This is a genomic window from Magnetococcales bacterium (assembly GCA_015231925.1).
GTDB lineage: Bacteria > Pseudomonadota > Magnetococcia > Magnetococcales > JADGAQ01 > JADGAQ01.
The window spans coordinates 1-4,478 of the sequence record JADGAQ010000268.1; the positions used below are offsets into that span (position 1 = coordinate 1).

Genomic DNA, 4,478 nt, shown 5'->3' on the forward strand with positions numbered 1-4,478 from the left:
GAGATCCCAGCGGGGGGCATCCGGGGAAGCGGTCGTGTCGGTCATGGTCATTCCTGCTGCTTATGGGAGAACCGGTTCATGGAGAATTCGCTCCAGTCCGGAAAGGAAAATCCGGAAGCTGTGCGAGGTATTGTTTTCCCGATGCAGCAGCCCGGAAAGGCAGCGTGCAGCCGCATTTTTCGGAACATGTCAAGCAAGACGCGATACTTCCCGGGATGGTTTGACCCATAAGTCCGGATCAGAGAACCGTATACGATGAGTTGGGGTATCAACCCTGTTGCCTGGGAAAGCCTGTTCCAGAGCGGCCAGATCGCCAAGATACCAGCTTTCCAATTCCTGGCACACCAAGCGAATCAGGATATCGTCTCTGCCAGACTGGCGACATTTTTGGGTCAACGCTGCCTTGAGGAGACGACAATCACTCTGATCGGAATCACGGAGGATCACAAAACGGACTCCTGGTTCCTTCCAGGCGGAAAGCTTGCGTGGAACACTGCGATCCAGATCGGTCTTTCCTTGATGGGCCACACACTGAAAAATCAGATCGGGAAAAAAACGCGGCAACAGCCCTTCCAGAAACACCTGTATCGCCGGTTCTTCGAGGAGAAAGACCACCCTCTCCTTCATCGGTTCACCCCGGGAAAGAGGCCCTGACGCCAGAGATAACCCGGCAGATCACCTGCTTCAACCAACCCCTTCAGCAATTCCGAATCGACCACTCGGGAAAGCGTTTCGAATCCGTTTTCTTTTTTCAAACAGAAGATCTCCTCCAGAGAGAGGGCATTCAGAAAATCCGGAGAATGGGTGGAGATGAAGACCTGCCCACCGCGTGCGGCATAATCACGAAATTCTTCCGCCAATTCCACCAGCAACTCGGGATAGGGTTGATTTTCAGGCTCTTCCACCGCCAGAAGCGGAAAGGGAGTCGGATCATGCAACAGCACCAGATAAGCGAACATCTTGATGGTGCCATCCGAAACATGGCGGGCCATAAATGGATCCTTGAAGCTGCCATCCTGAAAACGCAGTACCAGGCGCCCATCCTCCGTCGATTTGGCATCGACCACCTCCACTCCCGGAACCCGTCATCTCATGGCCTGCAAGACCTTTTCGAAACGATCCCGATGGTATTCAAGAAGATAATTAGCAACCAAGGGAAGATTGTCTCCGCGTGTCAAAAGATGTTCGGCGTACCCCCCTCCTGACTGGGACGGGCCCCGGCAATGTGGAAATCGGAAATGTACCAGTTTTCCAGCATGGCCCGTAATTCCCGAGCCGCTTTGAAGCGGTCAAACTGACCCAACCCCTTGATAGCCAGGATATCCGAACCAGCCAGCTCCTGCGTTTCCCGATGCAGGGCTTGCTCCGGTTTCGAGAAATCTTCTTCATTGGTAATGGCAAAGCCCTTGCCCTGAGAAAAATCAAGATAATGAAAAGGCTTGCCATGACGGCCCCGTTTGTAGCGCAAAATCTCCCGAGCAATAACGGGGCGCCCCGACTGCCCCGGTTCAATTTTCAGATAATAACTGACCAGCCGTTCGCAACCGGTGAGGTCCAGGCGGAACTGAAAGGTCAGCTCGATGACTTCTCGTTCGTAACCACGAGTGGCCAGTTCCCGAAATCCACCCCGTTTGGCAACTGCCTTGTCGACATTCAGGCTCAAAGCGTCTTTCAAAAAAAGAAAAAATATCGAACAAAGTCGACTTGCCCGTACCGTTCGCCCTTACCAAAACGCACAATTCCGGAATATTCGTGATGCTGGCATCCCGAAAGAGACGATAGTTACGGATAATTATGGACTCGATGCGCATCATATTGCGTATCTGTTCAGGTATATGGGGGTTTGGGGGGATTATCCCCCCAAACGGGTCCAGGGCAGCGCCCTGGGATTCTTCCTTTTGCTGTTGACTTCCAACCCCATGGGGTTCAGGGGGCACCCCTGGGACTTTTCCTTTCGCTGTTGACTCCGTCATGTCGCACTGCCCAGATCCCTGAATAGTTACCATATTCCTTTGTATATTAACAAAATTAATGGTATAGTGCATACTAAAAGTATAATATAGACGATGACATTCACAAACCGTCAACTTGGATCCTTTCGAGCCTCTTTCCGGAGGTTCCAGCCTGGCAATTGTCGCGCGTCCATCTCGCTACGTCTCACCGGAAACTGCTCCAGTAGCTGCGCTAGCTCCTTCCCTTCAACCAGTTTCACGCCGTTAAGAGCCGCCTGTTCATGGGCTCCAGAGTTGAACTTTCCATGGGTAATCGCCATCTGTTTGAAACTCACTCCTGGATACATTCTCTCGTAATAGGCTGCACCCGTAACGACATCCTTTACCGCCTCCCAATCCAGCTTCTTCTCCTTGTTGCCCGAACTTTTACACTGGATCAAAACGCCGTTCTTGTCGCGCCAAGCCACAACATCCACCCCGCCATCCCCGGGCTTGCCGGTTTGCCGGGTTACAAATCCCTGTTTTTCCCAAAGCAATGCGCAAAATATCTCAAAGGCACTTCCCTTCTGCTTCTCCACATCGGCCAAATTCAGTTCACAATCATCAAAAAAGGGTTTTCCCTCAGGCCCTTGAAAATCGTTCATGAAATCGGAAGGAGAGATACCTCCCGTTCCATTCAGCATATCCTTGGACAATTTACGCTTATGTTGCAGCAGCCGGTCGAGTTCAACATCGAATGTTCTGAAATCCTGGGCAACCACCGTAGGGCAATAGACATGACAATCCCTTGTCTGGCCGATACGATAGGCGCGGTCGGTGGCCTGATCCTCCCTGGCCGGGTTCCAGGAGCGGGTGAAGTGTATCACGTGATTGGCAGCCTGGATATTCACGCCGAAACCTACGGCCAGTGGCGAAAGAATGATCACCCCAAACCCAGCTCTCTGTTGAAAAGCCCGGATGCGTTGATGTCGGCTGCGAGCCCCTTCTGCGGAAACCGCCGTATCGCCGTTGACGATATCGGCATGGATGTCCAACCGCTCCCGAACGGCTCGTTGCAAGGTGCGCTGCAGGTCTTTGAATTCGCAAAAAACAATGACCTTCTCTCCCTTGTCGCGAATGGAGGCCAACTGGCTCAACAGCCATCTCATCTTGGGAGAATCCCGCTCAAGCACGGCAATGGCTATCCGATCGGACTTTTCTCCCACTTCGGTGGGGTCAGAACAAATCTGGCGCACGCGGTGCAAGGTGGTTAGCGCAGCAGCGGCTCTTTCTTCGCCTGCCGCCTGACGCCGGAAATCGGCAACGGCTTTCGCGTAAAGCTCACGCTGCCTTGGGGAAATTTCCAATGTACGACAGGACTCATCCTCCATTTTACGCGGCAGATCCCTGGCCACTTCCTCCTTGGTACGGCGTAGAATGAAGGGTTCAATAAAAGCCCTCAATTCTTTTACCCGGTTGTTCTCCTCCTCGGTTTTCGCTTCGATGGGTCGCCGGTAATAACCACCAAAATCTCTAAGTGAACCCAGCTTGCCGGGCTGAAAGAAGTCGAATAGACACCAAAGATCAACCAGGGTATTTTCCACGGGTGTGCCAGTACAGGCAATACGAAAATGGACCTGCTGTTTTTTGGCCGCCCGTGTAGCCAACACATTGGGATTCTTGATCTTTTGTGCCTCGTCGCAAACCATGACGGACCAAGGCTGCGCCGCGAGGGAAAATTCCAGATCCCGCAACGTCTCATAAGTGGTCAATACCAGATTGGCCGACCCCAACCAGTCCTTGCGCAGAAGCCGGGTGATGCCGTGCCCGCGCAATTGTTCGTCAATATCTGCCTGGGAAAGTCGTTTGCTCTCCAGTTCCTTGCCATAAAGCACCGACAGTTCAAAGGTGCCTGTTGGAAAAAATTTGTCAATCTCCTCCCGCCAGTTATCCAGGAGAGCGACTGGTGCCACTACCAGAAACGGCTCCTGCACAGCCCTCTTTTCCAGCAGGGAGGCCAAAAAGGCCAGAATCTGCACCGTCTTGCCCAAGCCCATATCATCCGCCAGCATGATGCCCCGGAATCTCTCCTTCCCTGAATCGAAGCGATGTTGCAGCCAGGAGAGCCCCTGCAACTGGTGCTCCTTCAGCTGAATACCCGGTTTCATGCTAGGCAATCGGGGTGGCGGCAGTTTATTACCCACAAAGGCATTGGCCGTCTCCTCATAGTCCAGTTGGTCAATATTGGGTTTAACTACCAGACCCAATTTTTTCTTCATGCCATCCTGTTTTCCGGCTTTCGAGGAAACTGTTTTCGCACATGCATTCAGCTTTTCCAAATCCGCCAGCCGGACCTTTGCCTGCTCCAGGGAAATGGCTTGAGCCTCACCCGGGAGCAAAACCTCGGTCTGTCCGTTCGCTTCCGCCTGGGAGATGGCTTTCTTCACAATTTCAGGATACGAATCGATGGCGGATTCCAGTTCCTGGGGCACCCACTCGGATTGGCTTTCACGGGCAATATAGGGAGAGGAGTAGGGCTTTTCGACA

The 4,478-nt window shown here is 52.8% G+C and carries 1 protein-coding gene and 2 pseudogenes; all 3 read right to left on the reverse strand.

Translation table 11 applies throughout. From position 1 onward, the window contains the following. Positions 1 to 60: 60 nt before the first annotated feature. Positions 61 to 627, reverse strand: a pseudogene (locus tag HQL56_18485) (DUF4276 family protein). Next, positions 624 to 1,811, reverse strand: a pseudogene (locus HQL56_18490) (AAA family ATPase). The pseudogenes HQL56_18485 and HQL56_18490 overlap by 4 nt, the downstream one beginning before the upstream one ends. Positions 1,812 to 2,083: 272 nt before the next feature. Then, on the reverse strand, positions 2,084 to 4,478 hold a 2,395-nt coding region (locus tag HQL56_18495), incomplete at its 5' end, for a restriction endonuclease (protein MBF0311506.1).